Below are 20,613 nucleotides of genomic sequence, written 5' to 3'. Positions count from 1 at the left end.
GCATCAGGTCAAAAGCTTGGAAGCCGCTGTATGAAGGTTACCTGGCCAGGGGCCTGAAAACGACTCAGGCCCTGGTCATCATCGCCCGCAAGCTGGCACGTATTGCGTTTTCACTCATGAAAAATCAAAGCGAATACCAGTCAAAAGCGGTTTTGGAGGCTTCCCCTCAACCATAGAATCTCCCACAGGGGACTGAGTTGCAGCTTGGAACTGCATTCCCCTGTGGGAGCGGGCTTGCCCGCGATGAGGCCCGTAAGCCAAGCAAAAAAAAGCCCGCATTGCGCGGGCCTTGTTATTAGCAGGGCAGTGATTAGCCCGCCACCAACACCCGAATCGCTTCCAGTCGCAGCGCCGCCTTGTCGAGCATGGCCAACCCTTGCTTGCGCTGTTGGCGCAGGGCAACCAGCTCGCTGTCGCGTACGGTCGGGTTGACCGCTTGCAACGCGCTCAGGCGTGCCAGCTCTTCGTCAGTGTCCGCCGCCAGACGGCGCTTGGCCTCGGCCACACGCTCGGCGTGGCGCGGGGTGATCTTCTCTTCGCCGGCATTGATGCGCGGCGTGAGTTGGTCGCGCTGGGCCTGGACGAACTTGTTGGCGCTGGCGCGTGGCACGCTTTCTAGCTGATCGTTCAGGGTTTCAAACGACACACGGCCGGACAGGTCATTGCCGTTGGCATCCAGCAGGCAGCGCAAGGCGGCCGGTGGCAGGTAGCGGCCCAGTTGCAACGAGCGCGGTGCAACCACTTCACTGACGTAAAGCAGTTCGAGCAATACGGTGCCAGGTTTGAGCGCCTTATTCTTGATCAGCGCCACGGCGGTGTTGCCCATCGAGCCGGACAGCACCAGGTCCATGCCGCCCTGCACCATCGGGTGTTCCCAGGTGATGAACTGCATGTCTTCGCGTGACAGCGCCTGGTTGCGGTCATAGGTGATGGTCACGCCTTCGTCGTCGCCCAGCGGGAAGCTGGCGTCGAGCATTTTTTCGCTGGGCTTGAGGATCAGCGCGTTTTCCGAATGGTCTTCGCTGTCGATGCCAAACGCGTCGAACAGGGTTTCCATGTAGATCGGCAGGGCGAACTGGTCGTCTTGCTCCAGGATGTCTTCTACCAGCGCATCGCCTTCACCGGCGCCGCCGGAGTTGAGCTCCAGCAAGCGGTCGCGGCCGGTGTGCAGCTCTTGTTCGAGGCGCTCGCGCTCGGCGCGGGCCTCGTCGATCAGGGCTTGCCACTCGCTGTCGTCAGCGTTTTCCAGCAGCGGCAGCAGGCGTGGGCCGAACTGATGCTGCAAGGCGTTGCCGGTTGGGCAGGTGTTGAGGAACGCGTTCAGCGCTTCGTGGTACCACTGGAACAGGCGCTCTTGCGGGCTGGTCTCGAGGTACGGCACGTGCAATTCGATCACATGTTTCTGGCCGATCCGGTCCAGACGCCCGATCCGCTGTTCCAGCAGGTCAGGGTGAGACGGCAGGTCGAACAGCACCAAGTGGTGGGAGAACTGGAAGTTGCGGCCTTCACTGCCGATTTCCGAGCAGATCAGCACTTGGGCGCCAAATTCTTCGTCGGCGAAGTAGGCGGCGGCGCGGTCACGCTCAAGGATGTTCATGCCCTCGTGGAACACCGTGGCCGGGATGCCGGAACGCACGCGCAGGGCGTCTTCCAGGTCCATCGCGGTTTCGGCGTGGGCGCAGATCACCAGCACTTTGGTGCGCTTGAGCATTTTCAGCTGGTCGATCAGCCATTCGACGCGTGGGTCGAAGCGCCACCAGCGGTTTTCTTCCTCAACGTCCGGCTGCGACTGGAAGCTGACTTCCGGGTACAGCTCGGCGTGTTCGCCCAGCGGCAATTCGAGGTATTCGTCCGGGTTTGGCAGCGGGTAGGCATGCAGCTTGCGCTCCGGGAAACCTTGCACGGCGGCGCGGGTGTTGCGGAACAGCACGCGGCCGGTGCCGTGGCGGTCGAGCAACTCACGCACCAGGCGTGCACTGGCTTCGGTGTCGCCATCGTTGACGGCGGTGAGCAGCGCTTCACCTTCGTTGCCGAGGAAACCCTGGATGGTCTGGTGCGCGGTCGGCGACAGGCGGCCCTTGTCCAGCAGCTCCTGTACGGCTTCGGCCACCGGGCGATAGTTCTCGCTCTCGGCGCGGAAGGCGTGCAGGTCATGGAAGCGGTTCGGGTCCAGCAGGCGCAGACGCGCGAAGTGGCTGTCCTGGCCCAGTTGCTCCGGGGTGGCGGTGAGCAGCAGCACGCCGGGAATTACCTCGGCCAGTTGCTCTACCAGCGAATACTCAGGGCTGGCTTTCTCTTCATGCCAGACCAGGTGGTGCGCTTCGTCGACCACCAACAGGTCCCAGCCAGCGGCGAACAGCGCGTCCTGGGCTTTTTCGTCGTCGACCAGCCACTCCAGGGCCACGAGGGCGAGCTGGGTGTCTTCGAACGGGTTGGTGGCATCGCTTTCGATGAAACGTTCTTCGTCGAACAGCGCAACTTGCAGGTTGAAGCGGCGGCGCATTTCTACCAGCCACTGGTGCTGCAGGTTTTCCGGCACCAGGATCAGCACGCGGCTGGCGCGGCCCGACAGCAACTGGCGATGGATCACCAGGCCCGCTTCGATGGTCTTGCCCAGGCCCACCTCGTCAGCCAGCAATACGCGCGGCGCGATACGGTCGGCGACTTCGCGGGCGATGTGCAGTTGGTGAGCAATAGGTTGCGCACGCACGCCGCCCAGGCCCCACAGCGAGGACTGCAACTGGCGGCTGGTGTGTTCCAGCGTGTGGTAGCGCAGCGAGAACCAGGCCAGCGGGTCGATCTGGCCGGCGAACAGACGGTCGCTGGCCAGACGGAACTGGATGAAGTTGGACAATTGGGTTTCCGGCAGGGTGACCTGCTCGTTCTGCCCATTGAGGCCTTGGTAGACCAGCAGGCCGTCGACGTCGTCGACTTCCTGTACGGTCATTTTCCAGCCTTCGAAATGGGTGATGCTGTCACCCGGCGAAAACCTCACGCGAGTAAGGGGCGCATTCCGTAGCGCATACTGGCGAGTGTCGCCAGTGGCCGGATAGAGCACGGTCAACAAGCGGCCGTCCTGTGCCAGAACGGTGCCTAACCCCAGCTCTGCTTCGCTGTCACTAATCCAGCGTTGCCCCGGTTGATACTGCTGCGCCATGCTGCCTGACTCCCGCCGTGAAAAAGCCGACTATCTTAACGGAACAAGGCCCTCAGCCAAAGGACTCTGACAAAAACTACTCCGTTAACGCACCTGTTCGGAAGCTGGATCGACAGGTGGCGGGCACTTGCGGGTGTCGACTGGGTCACAGCTTGGCGTGCTTGCCCTCAAGTCGCCCTGCAACCCGCCGAAAGCCTGTTGATCAGGAGAGTAATATTATGCTGCCACCCATGCTGCCCGTGAGTGTTGTGCCGGTCACGTCACAACTCGACCCCGTGCGCCAGAAGCCGGATATACCGCCCGTGGTGCCAGTGCAGGCGGGCTCCAACGAAAGCACGATCGACTTGAAAAAGGGCGATGCCGAGCAGTCGACCTTGCTGCTGCGCGAGGAACAACGCCGCCAGCAGGAACAGCAGAAACGCCGGCGCGAAGCCGACGAAGACCCTGACGCGCACTTGGCGATTCCCGGCGATCTGCTTAATGCCGACAACACCGTGCCGGTGGTGCCGTTGATCGAAGACGCGCCGCGCCAGGGCCTGTGGGTGGACGTCGAGGTTTAATCGCGCAACTCGCGCAATGCGCCGATCAGCCGCTCAATGTCCTGCTCGGTGTTGAGTGGGCTGACGGAAATCCGCGCAATGCTCATAAGATCCCGCGCCCGCATATCCAGCGGCGTATAGGCCACGCCATTGGCACCGATGTTAATGCGTTTCAACCCCAAACGCCGTTTGAGTTCGAAGGCATCCCAGCCGGCGAGGTTGAACGCGATCAGTCCTGAATGATGAGTGCCCAAGTCGTGCAGGGAAACTCCTGGAATCTGACGCAACGCTTCACGGATTCGCTCACTGAGCCGCAAGACCCTTTCCCACGTCCGCTCCACGCCCAGTCGATTGACCTCCTGCAAGGCATTGCCCAAACCGGCCAGTAAGGCGTAGGACACTTCGCTGGTTTCAAAGCGCCGGGCGTCGTTACGCAGGTCGAAACCTTCGGCGCTCCATGGCGCCGAAAACACGTCGCGCTGGGCGGGATTCAGGCGCTGGAGAAACGTCGGCCGCACATACAACAACGCTGTACCGCGTGGCCCGCGCAAGTGTTTGCGCCCAGCCGATTTGAGTACGTCGCAGTGCAGGGCCTGCACATCCACCGGCAGTTGGCCGACGGCTTGGCCGGCGTCAATAAAGTAGGGGATGGCGTGACGCCTGGCCACGGCACCGATCGCCTCGGCAGGATTGATCAGGCCGCCGTTGGCGGGCAACCAGGTCAGGTCGATCAGCTTGACGTTGGCATCGATCATCGACGCCAGCGCACTCGGGCAGACCGCGCCGGTTTCATCGCAGGGAATCACCTCTATCTGTGCACCGGCTTGCACCGCCAGTTGCATGCTCGCCAGGTTGGCGCCCCATTCGTGACGACCGACCAGAATCCGCTCGCCCGGCTGCCAAGGGCCCAGCGCCTGGAACGCCATGCTCCAAGCCGCAGAGCCGCTGCTGGCAAAGGCGATTGAGGAGGTGGGCGCATTGAGCAGTTGCCCGGCCGCACGCCGGGCTTTTTCCGCCAGGATGGCGCCATGCTCGCCGGCCTCCATCGGGCCGTCGCGGGCTTCGCGTTGCAACTGGTCGATGATCGCGTCAAGGCTGGCCTGGCTGGGCAGCGAGGCGCCGGCGTGGTTGAAGTGCACGATGCCCGACTGACAGCCGGGGGTGTTGTCGCGCAGTTGCTGGACGTCGAGCGGGCTCACGGCTGCAACTCGACAATCGCATCAACCTCCACTGCTACACCGGCCGGCAGGCTGCAAACACCGACGGCGGTGCGCACATGCCGACCTTTGTCACCCAAGGCATTGACTACTAGGTTTGATGCGCCGTTGGCAACCCCGCTCTGGCGCTGGAAGTCGCCGCTGCTGGCGATGAACACGCCCAGGCGCAGAATACGCACCACGCGCGATAGATCATCGCCGACTGCAGCGCTTAATTGCCCGAGCAGGCCCAACGCCGCCAGCTCTGCAGCCTGGGCACCGTCGTCATCACTGAGGGTTTCGCCTACGCGGCCGATGTAGGCGGGCTTGCCATCAATCATGGGAATTTGCCCGGAGATAAACAGCTGGTTCTGGCTGATCACATGATTGATGTAGTTGGCCGCCGGCTGGCTGGGCGTCGGCAGCGTCAGGCCAAGGGCTTGCACGCGTTGGCGGATGGAGTCGCTCATGTTGAATCACTCTTGAGTGAAGAAGGCTTCAGCATGTTGGCTGCGGCGCTGCGCGACAAACTGATAGATCTCACCTGACGTATCGAAATAACTCACGCATCGGTGCAGGTGGCCTTCAACCACTGGCTAAAGCAGTCTGCCGCTTCGCTGGCGCGGCCGTGAGGGGCGATCAGCCAGTAACCGATTTCGCTGTGATAGGGCGGCCAGTCGAAGGCTTCCACCAAGCTGCCATCCTGCAATTTGCGCTCGATCAAACGGTGCCGGCCCATGGCGATGCCCTGGCCGGCCACGGCGGCTTCGACCACGATGTTGTAGTCGTGCAGCATCACGCGGGGATGGCGCTCGAGATCGACTTGATAGTGCGCGGACCAATCTGTCCATTCGAAAGGGCGGTGCGAGGTGGCCATCAGTAATGGGCCGTTGGGCCGTTGGCTGGCCTTGAAAGCCGGGCTGCACACGGGCGAGATCACTTCAGGCATCAGCCGCGTGGCCTGCACATCAGGCCAATCGCCCTTGCCATAGCGAATAGCCAGGTCAACCTCGGCAGCGGCGACGTTGGCCAACTGAATCGCCGGCAGCAATTCCACCCGGATGTGCGGGTAACGGTTGAGAAAGCCGGCCAGGCGCGGCGCCAGCCACAGGGTGGCGAAGGATGCCAGCAGGCCGACCCGAAGCACGGTGGTACTGGGCGTTGCTTTCTGGGCGCGCGTGGCGGCGGCGATTGCGTCAAGGGCGGGGCGGATTTCGGCGTAGTAACGTTGGCCATCGGCGGTCAGATCGATCGCTCGGGTGCGTCGGATAAACAGCGGTTTGCCCAGGTGCTGTTCGAGCTTTTGCACCTGGTGGCTGAGGGCGCTCTGGGTGACCGACAACTCGTTCGCCGCCTTGATAAAACTCAAGTGCCGCGCCACGGCTTCGAAAGCGCGCAGGGCCAGCAATGGCGGAAGGTCATGGTGCAGTGCCAACTGAATGCGCCTACAGATCATTGGGGAATGTGGATTTTGAGCAATGTCCTACCTTTTGTCGCCCTCTGATTCTACTGTCGTAGCTTGGCGACATTTCTTACATCCCCCTTGGGCATTAGTGCGCAAAGCTCTGCGTCGTTTTTTGACACGGTAGAGCGATGAAAAACCAAATGAAGGCAAGTGTGATCGGGTTGGGCATTGCTGTCGGCCTTTGCGGCGCCGCAGCAGCGAGTGAGTCACCGCTGGTCGGGGCTTGGAAGCTGGTCGGCTATCAGGTTGAGTCCCAGGATACCCGCAAGAAAATTCCTGCGATGGGCGGCAGTCCTTCCGGGCGGGTTATTTTTACCGCGGATCATCGGGTGGCGTTCGTGTTGACCGGTGAGGGACGGCAGGCGGGCTCTACGGACGCGGAAAAATCAGCGCTGTTGAGTACCCTGATTGCCTACACCGGTATTGAACGGGTCGAGGGGAACCAATGGTGCACGCAAGTCGATGCTGCCTGGAACCCAGAGTGGGTCGGCACTGTGCAGTGCCGCGACTTTCACATCGAGGGTGACACGCTTGAAGTGCTGACACCTTGGCGGCAAATGCCGAACTGGCCGGGGACCACTCGCTCGATCATTACGTTTGAGCGCGATCAATAAGCCAATGCGTGTGCGGCGTGGGGAATTTCACCCCGGCATTTGCCGTCTGGTGGGGGAGGCCGCATTATTGAGCCATTCCCGCCACGACGTAAGCCAAGCCATGAGTGATGACGACAAGCTGATCGACCTGAATGCCGAACGTGCCAAGCGTGTGCATGACCTGAATGACAAGCGCCTGAATGAAGTGCGCCAGGCGTTTGAACAAGCCATGCCACTGGGCAACGTTAAGAAAAAGCCGAAGAAAAAACCCAAAAAACGTTGAAACAGCCTGCATCTTTTGATGCAGGTCAGTTATTGCCCTTCTTTACGGCTCGTTGCGGGCGACATTGATCCTCGTCAATTTTCCAATCCGCCTTCTCCTTTAACTTAGCCCTATCGCAACAGGGCACGAGCAGGAGGCCGGTCATGTTTTTCGATAATGTGGTGTTTGCCGGGGTGCTGACTGTCAGCCTCATGGTGCTGTTTTTTGTAGGGTTTGGGATTTTTATCTGGAAGGACGCTAATAAGCGTAAAGAACCGTAAGTTCTTCTGGGTTACATGAGCACGCAAGGCATTTTGGGCGACTTCGGTCGCCCTTTTTTTTGGCTGCGGTTTAGTGTGGATTGATCGTTGCGACGCGCTCATTCCCACGCAGAGCGTGGGAGCGATCAATAAAAAAGGCGCAACCCCCAAAGAGGTTGCGCCTTCTTTCTCAGCCGCAGACTATCAGTTGCCCAGCGCCTTGGACGCCAGCCAGAACAACCCGGCCGACAGGCCCACAGTTGCCGGCAAGGTCAACACCCAAGCCATCAGAATGGTTTTCACCGTGCCGCCTTGCAGGCCGCTTTTGTTGGCAACCATGGTCCCGGCGACACCCGAAGACAACACGTGAGTCGTGGAAACCGGCAGGCTGAAGATGTTGGCCAAGCCAATCATGCTCGCCGTGGTGATCTGCGCCGACATGCCCTGAGCATAGGTCATGCCCTGCTTGCCGATCTTCTCACCGATGGTCAATACCACACGTTTCCAACCCACCATGGTGCCCAGGCCCAAGGCCAGTGCGACTGCGAGGATCACCCAAAACGGTGCGTATTCGGTGGTGGCAGTCAGGTCTTTACGCAGCTTGTCCAGATCGGACTTCTCACGCGCATCCAGGCCCGGCAGCTTGCCGACTTTCTTCGCGGTATCGTCCAGGCACAGCAAGTAGCGGCGCACTTCAATACGGTGCTCGGAGGTCAGCGAATGGTAGTCGGAGACGCCTTTTAATGTACCCAGCAACGCGTTGATGGTCGGCTCGGTCTGCTGCGGGTTGCACTGGAACTTGCCCGGCAGGTCGTCCTTCACGCTCTTGCCCAGCGCCAGGAACTCACCGAGGGTCTCGTGGTTGCGCTGGTAGAACTGGTTCAAGTGCAGGGTGGCGTCACGGGTGCGCTCGATCTGGTAGGTGGTGCTGCCCAGGTCGAGCACGAACTGCGCTGGCACGATACCGATCAACACCAGCATGATCAGGCCGATGCCTTTCTGGCCATCGTTGGAACCGTGCACGAAACTCACGGCCATGGCGGAAATTACCAGGACCAGACGGTTCCAGAAGGGCGGGTGCTTCTTGTCGTCGAGCTTGCGGCGCTGGTCCGGGGTTTTGTGCATCTTCGACAGCGGGCGCCACCATTTCAGGCCGAGCAGCACGAGGGCTGCGACCAGGAAACCGGCCATCGGCGAGAACACCAGGGACGCACCGATATCGATCGCTTTCTGCCAGTTCACACCGTCAGCCAGCGGGATATCGTTGATCAGTGCATTGGCCAGGCCCACGCCGAGGATCGAGCCGATCAGGGTGTGGGAGCTGGAGGCCGGGATACCGAAGTACCAGGTGCCCAGGTTCCAGGTGATCGCCGCGGCCAATAAAGAGAAGACCATCGCCAAGCCATGGCCGGTGTTCACATTGATCAGCAACTCCACCGGCAGCAAATGCACGATGGCGTAGGCGACACCCACACCGCCGAGCAACACGCCGAGGAAGTTGAACACCCCGGAGAAGAACACGGCCAGGTGCGGCGGCATGGCTTTGGTATAGATGACTGTGGCCACCGCGTTAGCGGTGTCATGAAAGCCATTGATGAACTCGAAGGCGAGGACAAAGGCGAGGGCGAGCAACAGGCTCACGAGAACCCAAGCATCCAGTCCGCTGAATAAATCGATCATGAAGGTTTTCTGACCCGGTCGTAAGGGGGCGCGATTATGCCAGAAAACCTCAGTAATCGATGCATTAGCTGCTCATCGGTAACAATCTTCACTGAAAAATCATCGGGCACAGGCACGCATCCCAGGGTTTTCGGGGCTTTGGCAAGTCTTTGATTTATAAAGCGCGGGATCGAAAAGGCGGGTTTTTTTGACCGAAATGCCACGTTTGAAACATTTGTACGAAATTTCGCTTAGGGCTTTAGGGGGCTGACGAAAATCAGGTTGCCCACCACTGGCAATGCGCCAGCGGTGGTGGCAAAACCGGGAAGCTCAACTCAAAGCGCTTATGGCTCTTCGGTTTTGAGTTCCTGTTCAATCTTTTGGATTTCCTGGGCAAATGCCTGATCAAGCAAACTGGCGCGCTTGCGCCATGGTTTGCGCTCGGGCTCAGGCTGGGCGGCGTAGGTGGTGACTTCCCCGCCGTAAACGTCCTTGTAACGTTGCTCCTGGCGCTCAAGTTCCGCGCGCAGTTCGTCTTTCGTCACAGTGTTACCTAATTAAGTTGAGTTTATTGATTGTGCAGCGTCGTGCCTGAAAGTCGTCCCCAGGTTATTTCAAATTGAACAGTGCAACCGTTCAAGTTTGAAAGAGGGCCAAAGGGCAAATCTTTTAAGCGACTACTTGTGACCGGCGATGCACACAGCCCGCAACGCCTGGCGAGCTCCAATCCCGATATAGATAACGGGCTGACCTCTGCACAACCTGCATTATAGCGGCGTATTTGAATAACACTATCACCATAAAGTTAAAAAGCGTCAACGCGGTATGAGCGCTTTGTTACATACACGCGTCAGTCTGTGTGAAAACCATCGTCATAAAGACTGCACTTTTTTAGAGGAAAAAATGCGCGCACACATTTTAGGGATCGATCAGGCAAACCTGAAACTTCAGTGATGGGTATTCGCCACTACCCGAGAAATTGCGATTATCGAATGATCGTCCGATAATCGCCCAATGTTGCAGGCCCTGCCTTGTGCATCACGGCCGGCGCGGCTTGTAATAGCGGCCAACCCTCCCAGCGGTTGAAAATAAGAGAAAGGACCCTGAAATGAACGATCAATTGCGCAACTCCTTCGCGTCAGTGGCGCCGCCGATCGTGGCTTCACCGGCCAAGCGCATCCAGGCGTTTACCGGTGACCCGGACTTCATGACTTCTCTGGCCCGTGGCCTGGCCGTGGTGCAGGCGTTCCAGGAACGCAAGCGTCACCTGACCATTGCCCAAATCAGCCATCGCACCGAAATCCCCCGCGCTGCCGTGCGACGTTGCCTGCACACCTTGATCAAGCTTGGCTACGCCACCACTGATGGGCGTACCTATTCGCTATTGCCCAAAGTCTTGACCCTGGGCCATGCCTATTTATCTTCCACGCCTTTGGCGGTCTCGGCCCAACCGTACCTGGACCGCATGAGCGAGCAACTGCACGAAGCCTGCAACATGGCGACCCTGGAAGGCGACGACATTCTCTACATCGCGCGTTCCGCCACCACCCAGCGCCTGATTTCGGTGGACTTGTCGGTAGGCGGGCGCTTGCCGGCGTATTGCACCTCCATGGGCCGCATCCTGCTCGCGGCGCTCGACGACGCCTCGCTCAAGGACTACCTCGACCACGCCGACCTGCAGACCAAGACCAGCCGCACCCTGACCACACCCGAAGCCTTGTTCGAATGCCTGCAACAAGTGCGTCAGCAAGGTTGGTGCATCGTCGATCAGGAGTTGGAGCAGGGCCTGCGTTCCATTGCCGTGCCGGTGTATGACGCGTCCGGCCAAGTGTTGGCGGCGCTCAACGTCAGCACTCACGCGGGCCGGGTCAGCCGCAGTGAGCTTGAGCAACGATTTTTGCCCAGCATGCTCAGCGCCAGTTGCGAGTTGAGTACGCAGTTGTTTGCCTAAGGTGTTCGGTGACCGCACAGATCCCGGCCTGATCGATTGACGATGTTTCCTGCGGCTTATTAATGTGCGGCAGCGCTCTGAGCGCCGCCCCAATAATAATGACGGCCCCAAGCCGTTCGCCCGCCCATCGGTGTGGAAATAACAATAATGAATCAGCCCTCTGTCGGTACTAACCTGGACGTGCAGTCCTTTATCAACGCCCAGCCGCTGTCACGCTATCAGTGGCGCGTGGTGATCCTGTGTTTCCTTATCGTCTTTCTCGACGGCCTCGACACCGCCGCCATGGGCTTTATCGCGCCCGCGCTGTCCCAGGATTGGGGCATCGACCGCGCCAGCCTCGGCCCGGTGATGAGCGCCGCGTTGATCGGCATGGTGTTCGGCGCACTGGGTTCAGGCCCGCTGGCCGACCGCTTCGGGCGCAAAGTGGTGTTGGTGAGTGCGGTACTGGTGTTTGGTGCGTTCAGCCTGGCCTCGGCCTACAGCACGAATATCGACCAGTTGCTGGTATTGCGCTTCCTCACTGGGCTGGGTTTGGGCGCAGGGATGCCAAACGCCACCACGCTGCTCTCCGAATACACCCCCGAGCGTCATAAGTCGCTGCTGGTGACCAGCATGTTCTGCGGCTTCAACCTCGGCATGGCCGGCGGCGGGTTTATCTCGGCCAAACTGATTCCGGCGTTCGGCTGGCACAGCCTGCTGATGATCGGCGGCATCCTGCCGTTGATCCTGGCCGTGGTGCTGCTGGTGTGGCTGCCGGAGTCCGCGCGCTACCTGGTGGTGCGCAATCGCGGCAGCGACAAAGTGCGCAAGACCTTGTCGCCCATCGAGCCCAACCTCGTCGCCCAAGCCACCCATTTCAGCGTGCCTGAGCAAAAAACCGTCAAGGCGCGCAACGTGTTCGCGGTGATCTTCTCCGGCACCTACAGCGCTGGCACCTTGTTGCTGTGGCTCACCTACTTCATGGGGCTGGTGATTGTGTACTTGCTGACCAGTTGGCTGCCGACCCTGATGCGCGACAGCGGTGCCAGCATGGAACAGGCGGCGTTTATCGGTGCATTGTTCCAGTTTGGCGGGGTGCTGAGTGCGGTCGGTGTAGGCTGGGCGATGGACCGGTTCAACCCTCACAAAGTCATCGGCATTTTCTACCTGTTGGCCGGAGTGTTTGCCTACGCGGTGGGGCAAAGCCTGGGCAATATCACGTTACTTGCGACCTTGGTGCTGGTCGCCGGCATGTGCGTCAACGGCGCGCAATCAGCAATGCCGTCTTTGGCCGCACGCTTCTACCCGACCCAGGGCCGCGCGACCGGCGTGTCGTGGATGCTGGGCATCGGCCGCTTCGGCGCGATCCTTGGTGCATGGATGGGCGCGACGTTGCTGGGCTTGGGCTGGAATTTCGAACAGGTACTGACGGCGCTGGTGATTCCGGCTGCATTGGCCACGGCTGCGGTGGTGATCAAGGGCATGGTCAGCCATGCGGATGCGACCTGAGGTCTGGCGCGATTTTATGGCGGCCAGCGACCACAGTGACCGAGGCCCGTTGCGTTTGCGTGTTTCGCACAGAAGATTAGCTAGGCAACAATCTGTTCGATAATCGAACACTGAGTCGATTATCGGATTGTTCGACTCATTGGCCCGACTTAATCTTCAAGCACTTCGGCGCCACCTCAGCGCCTTTTTCGATCAACACTGGGAGCCCAACCCATGGCTGAAATTCTTGCGCTGCGTGACGCGGTGAAGCAATTCGTGAACGACGGCGACACCGTCGCACTGGAAGGCTTCACCCATCTGATTCCTACGGCAGCGGGTCATGAAATCATTCGTCAGGGCAAGAAAGACTTGACGCTGGTGCGTATGACGCCCGACCTGATCTACGACCAGTTGATCGGTGCCGGCTGCGCGCGCAAGTTGATTTTCTCCTGGGGCGGCAACCCCGGCGTGGGCTCCTTGCATCGCCTGCGTGATGCGGTGGAAAAACACTGGCCGCAATCGTTGGAGATCGAAGAGCACAGCCACGCCGACTTGGCCAATGCCTACGTCGCCGGTGCTTCCGGCCTGCCGTTTGCCGTACTGCGTGCCTACGCCGGTTCCGACCTGCCCAAGGTCAACCCGCTGATCAAGACTGTGACCTGCCCGTTCACCGGCGAAGTGCTGGCGGCGGTGCCGTCGGTGCGCCCGGACGTCACCGTGATCCATGCACAGAAGGCTGACCGCAAGGGCAACGTGTTGCTCTGGGGCATTCTCGGTGTGCAGAAGGAAGCGGCATTGGCGGCTAAGCGCTGCATCGTCACTGTCGAAGAAATCGTTGACGACCTGAATGCGCCGATGAACAGCTGCGTGCTACCGACCTGGGCGCTGACGGCGGTGTGCCATGTACCCGGTGGTGCACACCCGTCCTACGCTCACGGCTACAACGAGCGTGATAACCGCTTCTACCAAGCGTGGGACCCGATCGCCCGCGATCGTGGGACCTTCACCGCCTGGATCGACGAATACATCCACGGCACCGTCGATTTCAGTGAATTCCAGGCCAAGCTGGCCGCCGCGCAGGAGGCCAAGTAATGGCTTACTCGACCAATGAAATGATGACCGTCGCCGCCGCGCGCCGCCTCAAGAACGGCTCGGTGTGCTTCGTCGGCATCGGCTTGCCCTCCAAGGCCGCCAACCTGGCGCGCCTGACCTCGTCGCCCGATGTGGTGCTGATCTACGAGTCCGGCCCGATTGGCGCCAAGCCCAACGTACTGCCGCTGTCCATCGGCGACGGCGAGCTGGCGGAAACCGCTGACACTGTGGTGCCGACCGGCGAGATCTTTCGCTACTGGCTGCAAGGCGGGCGCATCGACGTCGGCTTTCTCGGCGCCGCCCAGGTCGACCGGTTCGGCAATATCAACACCACTGTGGTCGGCGATTACCACCAGCCCAAAGTGCGCCTGCCGGGTGCCGGTGGCGCGCCGGAGATTGCCGGCTCGGCCAAGAGCGTGCTGATCATCCTCAAGCAGTCGGCGCGTTCGTTTGTCGACAAGCTGGACTTCATCACCTCGGTCGGCCACGGCGAAGGCGGCGACTCACGTAAACGCCTGGGCCTGCCGGGCGCGGGCCCCGTAGGGATTATTACCGACCTGTGCATTATGGAGCCGGAGGAGGGCAGCCATGAATTCGTGGTCACCGCGCTGCACCCGGGCGTGACGCGCGAGCAAGTGGTCGCGGCCACTGGTTGGGCGATTCGGTTTGCAGACCACGTAAGCATCACCGATGAACCGACTGAAACCGAACTGACGGCCCTGCGTGATCTCGAAGCTCGCACCGCTGCCGCCCATGGCCAAGCGCCAGGAGCCGCCTGATGCGTGACGTATTTATCTGCGATGCCATCCGCACGCCCATCGGCCGGTTTGGCGGTGGCCTGTCCACGGTGCGCGCCGATGACTTGGCGGCCTTGCCGATCAAGGCGCTGATCGCACGTAACCCGTCGGTGGACTGGAGCGCCGTCGACGAAGTATTCCTCGGCTGTGCCAACCAGGCCGGCGAGGACAACCGCAACGTCGCGCGCATGGCGCTGTTGCTGGCGGGCCTGCCGGAGAGCATTCCCGGCGTCACCCTCAACCGTTTGTGCGCCTCGGGCATGGACGCCATCGGCACGGCTTTTCGCGCCATCGCCAGCGGCGAGATGGCGCTGGCGATTGCCGGCGGCGTCGAGTCGATGTCCCGTGCGCCGTTCGTGATGGGCAAGGCCGACGCAGCGTTTTCACGCAACATGAAACTGGAAGACACCACCATCGGCTGGCGTTTTATCAACCCGTTGATGAAGGCCCAGTACGGCGTGGATGCGATGCCACAGACCGCCGATAATGTCGCCGACGACTACAACGTGTCCCGTGCCGACCAGGACGCTTTTGCGCTGCGCAGCCAGCAACGTGCTGCCGCCGCGCAAGCCGCCGGTTTTTTCGCTGAGGAAATCGTGCCGGTGCGCGTCGTGCATAAAAAAGGCGAAACCGTGGTCGATCAGGATGAGCATCCGCGGGCCGACAGCAGCCTGGAAGCGCTGGCCAAACTCAAGCCAGTGAATGGCCCCGACAAGACCGTCACCGCCGGCAACGCCTCGGGCGTGAATGACGGTGCGGCGGCGCTGATTCTGGCGTCCGCCGACGCGGTAAAAAAACATGGCCTGACCGCCCGCGCCCGAGTGCTAGGTATGGCCAGCGCCGGGGTCGCGCCGCGTGTGATGGGCATCGGCCCGGTGCCGGCGGTGCGCAAACTGGTGGAGCGCCTCGGTCTGGCGGTCACCGACTTTGACGTGATTGAGCTCAACGAAGCTTTCGCCAGCCAAGGCCTGGCGGTGCTGCGTGAGTTGGGCATCGCCGACGACGCGCCCCAGGTGAACCCGAACGGCGGCGCCATCGCCCTCGGCCATCCGCTGGGCATGAGCGGCGCGCGGTTGGTGTTGACGGCCTTGCACCAGTTGGAAAAAACCGCTGGCCGCAAAGGCTTGGCGACCATGTGTGTGGGTGTCGGCCAAGGCTTGGCCCTGGCGATTGAACGCATCTAATAAGAGAGGATTGCTCCATGAGTGACAAGCCCGGATACCGGCGCCCGCAAGCGGGTACTCAACCTGATTACCTGCACCCGGCCTATCAGTCGACGAACCTGCGTTCGCCGTCCCAGCCGTTGGTGTTTCTGCCGCATTCCTTGTCGGAAATCACCGGCCCGACTATCGGCGCCGAACGGGTTAACGAGAAGGACAATGACCTCACCGCCCAACATGAGGGCGAGCCGCAAGGCGAGCGCATCATCATTCACGGCCGTGTGCTGGATGAGAATGGCCTGCCGGTGCCGGGCATTCTGGTGGAGATCTGGCAGGCCAACGCTGCCGGCCGCTACAACCACAAGCGCGACCTGCATGACGCGCCGCTGGACCCGAACTTCACCGGCACCGGGCGCACCGTCACCGACGCCGATGGCTGGTACCAGTTCCAGACCATCAAGCCCGGCGCCTACCCATGGGGCAACCACCCCAACGCGTGGCGCCCGGCGCATATTCACTTTTCGCTGTTTGGCCCGAGCGTGCTGACGCGCCTGGTCACGCAGATGTACTTCCCCGGCGACCCGCTGTTGGAATACGACCCGATCTACAACTGCGTGCCGGACACCTCGGCCAAGCAGCGCCTGATCGCCCGCTTCGACCTGGAAAAAACCATTCCTTCCTATGCCCTCGGCTACCGCTGGGACATCGTCCTGCGCGGCCGCGACGCTACGCCGATGGAGAAATGAGATGACACTCTATGCGACCACGTCCCACACCGTTGGGCCGTATTACCACATCGGCCTGACTTGGCTGAACCGCGAAGACCTCACCGTGTCGGCTACCCTCGGCGAGCGCGTGGCGATCAGCGGGCAAGTGGTGGACGGCAACGGTGATGTCGTCAACGACGCCATGCTTGAAGTCTGGCAGGCCAATGCCGCCGGCAAATACGACCACCCGGAAGATGAACAGGACAAAGCCGTCGACCCCAACTTCGAGGGCTTTGGCCGGGTGCCGGTGGATGCCGAAGGACGTTTTCGCTTTACCACCATCAAGCCGGGCAGCGTGCCGGGGCTGGCGGGCACCACCCAGGCGCCGCACCTGGTGGTGCTGGTGTTTGCACGCGGGTTGGTGAAGCACTTGCTGACGCGGATTTATTTTGACGGTGAGGCGTTGAATGGGGATGACCCGTTGCTGGCGTGTGTGCCAACTGAACGGCGCAGCACCTTGATTGCCAAGAAGGATGCGGACGGGGTGTTCCAGTGGAATGTGATTTTGCAGGGCACCGATAAGGAAACGGTGTTCTTCGACTATTGAGTTGGCTTGAGATCTGATCGTTCCCACGCGGAGCGTGGGAACGATCATCAATTATCGAAAAGTCTGCTTGCGGAACGTGATTGTTGCAAAGTATGTCTAGGCTATAACCGTTCCCACTGAGTGAAAAAACATGACAACAAAAACGATTCACTACACCGGAGAAGAACGCAGCAAACGGATTTTTGCAATTGTCGGCGCATCCTCCGGCAACCTCGTCGAATGGTTCGACTTCTATGTCTATGCCTTCTGCGCGATCTATTTTGCCCCGGCGTTTTTTCCGTCGGATGACCCCACGGTCCAACTGCTGAACACCGCCGGCGTATTCGCCGCCGGGTTCCTGATGCGTCCTATCGGCGGCTGGCTATTTGGCCGGGTGGCCGACAAGCACGGGCGCAAGAGCTCGATGATGATCTCGGTGCTGATGATGTGCGCCGGTTCCTTGGTCATCGCCTTTTTGCCCACTTACAAAGACATCGGCGCCTGGGCCCCGGCCTTGCTGCTGGTGGCGCGTTTGTTCCAAGGGTTGTCGGTGGGCGGCGAATACGGCACCACCGCCACCTACATGAGTGAAATCGCGCTCAAGGGCCAGCGTGGCTTCTTCGCTTCGTTCCAGTATGTGACCCTGATCGGCGGGCAACTGCTGGCGGTACTGGTCGTCGTGATCCTGCAACAGATCCTCAGTGAAGACGAACTGCGTGCCTGGGGCTGGCGGATTCCGTTTGTGATCGGCGCCATCGCGGCGGTGATCTCTCTGCTGCTGCGTCGCACGTTGAAAGAAACCTCCAGCAAGGAAATGCGCGAGGACAAGGACGCGGGCAGCATCGTCGCGTTGTTACGCGACCACGGTAAAGCATTCGTTACGGTACTGGGTTACACCGCCGGTGGCTCGCTGATTTTCTATACGTTCACCACGTACATGCAGAAGTATTTGGTCAACACCGTCGGCATGCACGCCAAGACGTCGAGCTACATCATGACTAGCGCGCTGTTCCTCTACATGTGCATGCAGCCGTTGTTCGGCATGTTGGCGGACAAGATCGGCCGGCGTAATTCGATGCTGTGGTTTGCCGGCCTTGGCACACTGTTCACAGTGCCGATCCTGTTGACGTTAAAAACCATCAGCAGCCCGTTCCTGGCCTTCGTGCTGATCACCCTGGCCTTGGCGATTGTCAGTTTCTACACCTCCATCAGCGGCCTGGTCAAAGCGGAAATGTTCCCGCCTCAGGTGCGTGCACTGGGCGTGGGCCTGGCCTATGCGGTGGCGAATGCGGTGTTCGGCGGTTCGGCGGAAGTCGTCGCGCTGAGCCTTAAATCCATCGGCATGGAAAACGCCTTCTATTGGTACGTCACCGTAATGATGGCGGTGGCCTTCCTGTTCAGCTTGCGCCTGCCGAAAGAGGCGGCGTACTTGCATCACGATCTGTAAGGGATGAGTTATGACACTGCGCACGAGCAACCAACTGTTCGACGCTTACTTCACCGCTGACAGCATGGCCGAGGTGTTCTGCGACAGGGGACGTTTGCAGGGCATGCTGGATTTTGAAGCGGGGCTGGCCCGGGCCGAGGCCCAGGTCGGGTTGATTCCCCAGGCCGCCGTCGCACCGATTGCCCAGGCGTGCCTGGCGTCTTTGTACGACGTGGATGCGCTTGGCGTGGCGATTGCCACGGCGGGCAATTCGGCGATTCCGCTGGTGAAGGCGCTGGGCAAGTTGATCGCCAGCGAAGACGCCGGTGCCGAACGTTATGTGCACCTGGGTGCAACCAGCCAGGACGTGATGGACACCGGCCTGGTGCTGCAACTGCGCAGCGCCTTGGCGTTGATCGAAGCGGACTTGGCGCAGTTGGGCGAGATTCTCGCCGTGCAGGCGCAACGCTATGCGCGCGTGCCGTTGGCCGGACGTACCTGGTTGCAGCACGCGACACCGGTGACCCTGGGAATGAAAATCGCCGGTTGGTTGGGCGCGGTGACGCGCAGTCGCCAGCGCCTTGGCGAGTTGAAGCCGCGCTTGCTGGTGCTGCAATTCGGCGGCGCGTCCGGCACCCTGGCGGCGCTCGGCGAACACGCCATGCCGGTGGCCGAAGCATTGGCCGCGGAGTTGCAACTGAGTGTGCCCGAGCAGCCTTGGCACACCCACCGCGACCGGCTGGTGGAGTTCGCCAGCGTGCTCGGCCTGATTGCCGGCAGCCTGGGCAAAGTGGGGCGTGATATCAGCCTGCTGATGCAGACTGAAGCGGCGGAGGTGTTCGAGCCGTCGGCGCCAGGCAAGGGCGGTTCGTCGACCATGCCGCACAAGCGTAACCCGGTGGGCGCCGCCGTGCTGATCAGCGCGGCCACCCGCGTGCCAGGATTGGTGGCGACGATGTACAGCGCCATGCCCCAGGAGCACGAACGCAGCCTGGGCCTGTGGCACGCTGAATGGGAAACCTTGCCGGACATTTGCCGGTTGGTGTCCGGCGCCTTGAAGCACGCGTTGCTGATGAGTGAGGGACTGGAAGTTGACCCTGAACGCATGGCGCGCAATCTCGATCTGACCCAAGGCCTGGTGCTGGCCGAAGCCGTCAGCATTGTGCTTGCCCAACGTCTGGGCCGCGAAACAGCGCACCATCTGCTGGAGCAATGTTGCAAGCGCGCCGTCGCCGAGGGGCGACATTTGCGCGCGGTACTCGCGGACGAAGCGCAAGTCACCGCTGAACTGTCAGCGACTGAACTTGACCGTCTGCTTGACCCGGCCCACTACCTGGGCCAGGCACACACGTGGGTCACCCGCGCGGTGGCCGACCATTTTGCATTGACCGCGTAAGGAGACCGCTGTGGCTTTTGTACAACTCGCCGAGGGCGAATTGCGTTACCAATTGGACGGGCCGCTCGACGCACCGGTGCTGGTGTTGTCCAATTCCCTGGGGACCGACCTGCATATGTGGGACATCCAGATGCCGGCCTTTACCGCGCATTTTCGCGTGTTGCGTTTCGATACCCGTGGCCATGGCCAATCCTTGGTCACCGAGGGACCGTACAGCATTGAGCAGCTTGGCCGCGACGTGATCGCGCTGCTGGATGCACTGGATATCCAGCGCGCGCATTTTTGCGGGCTGTCCATGGGCGGCTTGATCGGCCAATGGTTGGGCATTCACGCGGGTGACCGTGTGCAGCGGCTGGTGGTGTGCAACACCGCGGCCAAGATCGGCACGCTTGAGGTGTGGAACCCACGTATCGAGACGGTCCTGCGCGATGGCCCGGCCGCGATGGTGGCGTTGCGCGATGCGTCGATTGCGCGCTGGTTCACCGCCGATTTCGCCGCCGCCAACCCGCACCAGACCAAGCAGATTACCGACATGCTCGCAGCGACTAGTCCTGAAGGTTACGCGGCCAACTGCGCCGCGGTGCGTGATGCGGATTTCCGTCAGCAATTGGCATTGATCAAAGTGCCGACGCTGGTGATTGCAGGCACGGAAGATGCCGTCACGCCGCCCGCCGGTGGACGCTTTATCCAGAACCATGTGCAGGGCGCCGAGTACGCCGAGTTCTATGCGGCGCACCTGTCCAACGTCCAGGCCGGGGCTGAGTTCAGCGACCGTGTATTGGCTTTTTTGCTGGCTGATTAAACCCCTGTGGCGAGCCCGTTGGCCACAACAAGCCCATTCATCACAACAAGTGGGTTCGCCTCGGGTGATCGGGCAGCCATCTCATTGAACCAGGAGCT

20 protein-coding genes and 1 pseudogene are annotated in these 20,613 nt (G+C 61.0%); 15 read left to right on the top strand and 6 right to left on the bottom strand.

Features of this window, described 5'->3' with window-relative positions; translation table 11 throughout:
• Positions 1 to 176: pseudogene (locus tag E0F99_RS30455) on the top strand (IS110 family transposase); the annotation flags it as partial.
• Positions 177 to 310: 134 nt separating this feature from the next.
• Here E0F99_RS30455 and rapA read toward each other — a convergent pair.
• Positions 311 to 3,157: an RNA polymerase-associated protein RapA gene (gene rapA / locus E0F99_RS16940; protein WP_083359742.1), complete on the bottom strand. Its 2,847-nt coding sequence runs from the start codon at positions 3,155 to 3,157 to the stop codon at positions 311 to 313.
• 218 nt (positions 3,158 to 3,375) lie between these two features.
• Between rapA and E0F99_RS16935 the strand changes: the two genes are divergently transcribed.
• Entirely contained in the window at positions 3,376 to 3,717 is a 342-nt protein-coding gene (locus E0F99_RS16935) for an aspartate-semialdehyde dehydrogenase (protein ID WP_083359741.1), read from the top strand.
• Here E0F99_RS16935 and E0F99_RS16930 read toward each other — a convergent pair.
• From E0F99_RS16930 to E0F99_RS16920, 3 genes are all read right to left on the bottom strand, one after another.
• The gene (locus E0F99_RS16930; protein ID WP_083359740.1) at positions 3,714 to 4,895 is read right to left on the bottom strand and encodes an aminotransferase class V-fold PLP-dependent enzyme; all 1,182 of its coding nucleotides are present in this window, start codon (positions 4,893 to 4,895) and stop codon (positions 3,714 to 3,716) included. The genes E0F99_RS16935 and E0F99_RS16930 overlap by 4 nt on opposite strands.
• Positions 4,892 to 5,362, bottom strand: coding sequence for a RidA family protein (locus tag E0F99_RS16925; protein WP_083359739.1), 471 nt, complete (start codon positions 5,360 to 5,362; stop codon positions 4,892 to 4,894). The genes E0F99_RS16930 and E0F99_RS16925 overlap by 4 nt, the downstream gene beginning before the upstream one ends.
• A gap of 92 nt (positions 5,363 to 5,454) precedes the next feature.
• A complete protein-coding gene (locus tag E0F99_RS16920; protein WP_083359738.1) occupies positions 5,455 to 6,327 on the bottom strand; it encodes a LysR substrate-binding domain-containing protein in 873 nt (290 codons plus the stop codon).
• 158 nt (positions 6,328 to 6,485) lie between these two features.
• Between E0F99_RS16920 and E0F99_RS16915 the strand changes: the two genes are divergently transcribed.
• The 3 genes from E0F99_RS16915 (at position 6,486) to ccoM (ending at position 7,493) form a co-directional block, all read left to right on the top strand.
• Positions 6,486 to 6,971, top strand: coding sequence for a lipocalin-like domain-containing protein (locus tag E0F99_RS16915; RefSeq protein WP_083359737.1), 486 nt, complete (start codon positions 6,486 to 6,488; stop codon positions 6,969 to 6,971).
• A 67-nt stretch (positions 6,972 to 7,038) separates the two neighbouring features.
• A complete protein-coding gene (locus E0F99_RS16910) occupies positions 7,039 to 7,233 on the top strand; it encodes a hypothetical protein (protein ID WP_130908826.1) in 195 nt (64 codons plus the stop codon).
• A 143-nt stretch (positions 7,234 to 7,376) separates the two neighbouring features.
• Positions 7,377 to 7,493, top strand: coding sequence for a cytochrome c oxidase subunit CcoM (ccoM, locus tag E0F99_RS30875; protein ID WP_017137226.1), 117 nt, complete (start codon positions 7,377 to 7,379; stop codon positions 7,491 to 7,493).
• Positions 7,494 to 7,676: 183 nt separating this feature from the next.
• On the opposite strand, the gene E0F99_RS16905 is transcribed toward ccoM, so the two are convergent.
• Together E0F99_RS16905 and E0F99_RS16900 are read right to left on the bottom strand one after the other, a co-directional pair.
• Complete coding sequence (locus E0F99_RS16905; RefSeq protein WP_083359736.1) at positions 7,677 to 9,152, bottom strand: inorganic phosphate transporter; 1,476 nt, start codon at positions 9,150 to 9,152, stop codon at positions 7,677 to 7,679.
• 323 nt (positions 9,153 to 9,475) lie between these two features.
• Entirely contained in the window at positions 9,476 to 9,676 is a 201-nt protein-coding gene (locus E0F99_RS16900) for a hypothetical protein (RefSeq protein ID WP_003189295.1), read from the bottom strand.
• Positions 9,677 to 10,239: 563 nt separating this feature from the next.
• On the opposite strand from E0F99_RS16900, the gene pcaR reads away from it, so the two are divergent.
• The 10 genes from pcaR (at position 10,240) to pcaD (ending at position 20,515) form a co-directional block, all read left to right on the top strand.
• Positions 10,240 to 11,082: a pca regulon transcriptional regulator PcaR gene (pcaR, locus tag E0F99_RS16895; protein ID WP_083359735.1), complete on the top strand. Its 843-nt coding sequence runs from the start codon at positions 10,240 to 10,242 to the stop codon at positions 11,080 to 11,082.
• A 147-nt stretch (positions 11,083 to 11,229) separates the two neighbouring features.
• On the top strand, positions 11,230 to 12,570 hold the full coding sequence (gene pcaK, locus E0F99_RS16890; RefSeq protein WP_083359734.1) for a 4-hydroxybenzoate transporter PcaK: 1,341 nt from the start codon (positions 11,230 to 11,232) through the stop codon (positions 12,568 to 12,570).
• A gap of 213 nt (positions 12,571 to 12,783) precedes the next feature.
• Positions 12,784 to 13,641, top strand: a complete 858-nt coding sequence (locus E0F99_RS16885; RefSeq protein WP_083359733.1) for a CoA transferase subunit A — start codon at positions 12,784 to 12,786, stop codon at positions 13,639 to 13,641.
• A complete protein-coding gene (locus tag E0F99_RS16880; RefSeq protein WP_130908825.1) occupies positions 13,641 to 14,420 on the top strand; it encodes a CoA-transferase subunit beta in 780 nt (259 codons plus the stop codon). The genes E0F99_RS16885 and E0F99_RS16880 overlap by 1 nt, the downstream gene beginning before the upstream one ends.
• Positions 14,417 to 15,622: a 3-oxoadipyl-CoA thiolase gene (gene pcaF / locus E0F99_RS16875; protein ID WP_173667158.1), complete on the top strand. Its 1,206-nt coding sequence runs from the start codon at positions 14,417 to 14,419 to the stop codon at positions 15,620 to 15,622. Before E0F99_RS16880 ends, pcaF begins: the two co-directional genes overlap by 4 nt.
• A 17-nt stretch (positions 15,623 to 15,639) precedes the next feature.
• Positions 15,640 to 16,344: a protocatechuate 3,4-dioxygenase subunit beta gene (pcaH, locus tag E0F99_RS16870; protein WP_083359730.1), complete on the top strand. Its 705-nt coding sequence runs from the start codon at positions 15,640 to 15,642 to the stop codon at positions 16,342 to 16,344.
• 1 nt (position 16,345) lies between these two features.
• Positions 16,346 to 16,912 carry a protocatechuate 3,4-dioxygenase subunit alpha gene (gene pcaG, locus E0F99_RS16865; protein WP_083359729.1) on the top strand — a complete coding sequence of 189 codons (567 nt, stop codon included), beginning with the start codon at positions 16,346 to 16,348 and terminating at the stop codon, positions 16,910 to 16,912.
• A gap of 130 nt (positions 16,913 to 17,042) precedes the next feature.
• Positions 17,043 to 18,338, top strand: coding sequence for an MFS family transporter (locus tag E0F99_RS16860; protein WP_083359728.1), 1,296 nt, complete (start codon positions 17,043 to 17,045; stop codon positions 18,336 to 18,338).
• Between the two features lie 10 nt (positions 18,339 to 18,348).
• Positions 18,349 to 19,713, top strand: coding sequence for a 3-carboxy-cis,cis-muconate cycloisomerase (locus E0F99_RS16855; RefSeq protein ID WP_083359727.1), 1,365 nt, complete (start codon positions 18,349 to 18,351; stop codon positions 19,711 to 19,713).
• Between the two features lie 10 nt (positions 19,714 to 19,723).
• Entirely contained in the window at positions 19,724 to 20,515 is a 792-nt protein-coding gene (gene pcaD / locus E0F99_RS16850) for a 3-oxoadipate enol-lactonase (RefSeq protein WP_083359726.1), read from the top strand.
• Positions 20,516 to 20,613 lie beyond the last annotated feature (98 nt).

The organism is Pseudomonas antarctica, assembly GCF_900624995.1.
In the GTDB taxonomy this organism is placed as follows: domain Bacteria; phylum Pseudomonadota; class Gammaproteobacteria; order Pseudomonadales; family Pseudomonadaceae; genus Aquipseudomonas; species Aquipseudomonas antarctica.
This window is presented reverse-complemented; position numbering and strand designations above follow the sequence as displayed.